The 255-nt window shown below is 73.7% G+C and carries 1 protein-coding gene; it reads left to right on the top strand.

The genetic code is table 11. The annotated features are described in order from the left end of the window. Positions 1-16: 16 nt before the first annotated feature. The coding region (locus RYX56_RS23775) for a chorismate-binding protein (RefSeq protein WP_317124309.1) at positions 17-255 on the top strand (239 nt) is incomplete at its 3' end.

Genomic DNA, 255 nt, shown 5'->3' with positions numbered 1-255 from the left:
GGACGAGGGCCTCAGCGTGGCCAGCGTCTCGCCCGAACTGTTCTTCCGGCTCGACGGCCGCACGCTCACCACCCGCCCGATGGAGGGCACGCGCCCACGCGGCGCCACGGCCGAGGAGGACGCCGCGCACGCCGCCGACCTGACCGCCAGCGACAAGGAGCGGGCCGAGAACCTGATGATCGTGGACCTGCTGCGCAACGACCTGTCCGTCGTGTGCGCGCCGGGGACGGTGGCGGTGCCGCGCCTGTTCGAGAC

Source organism: Alkalihalophilus lindianensis, from assembly GCF_032843265.1.
GTDB lineage: Bacteria > Bacillota > Bacilli > Bacillales > Bacillaceae_D > Alkalihalophilus > Alkalihalophilus lindianensis.
Note: the sequence above shows the minus strand (reverse complement) of the source record. Positions and strands in the feature narration are given on the sequence as shown.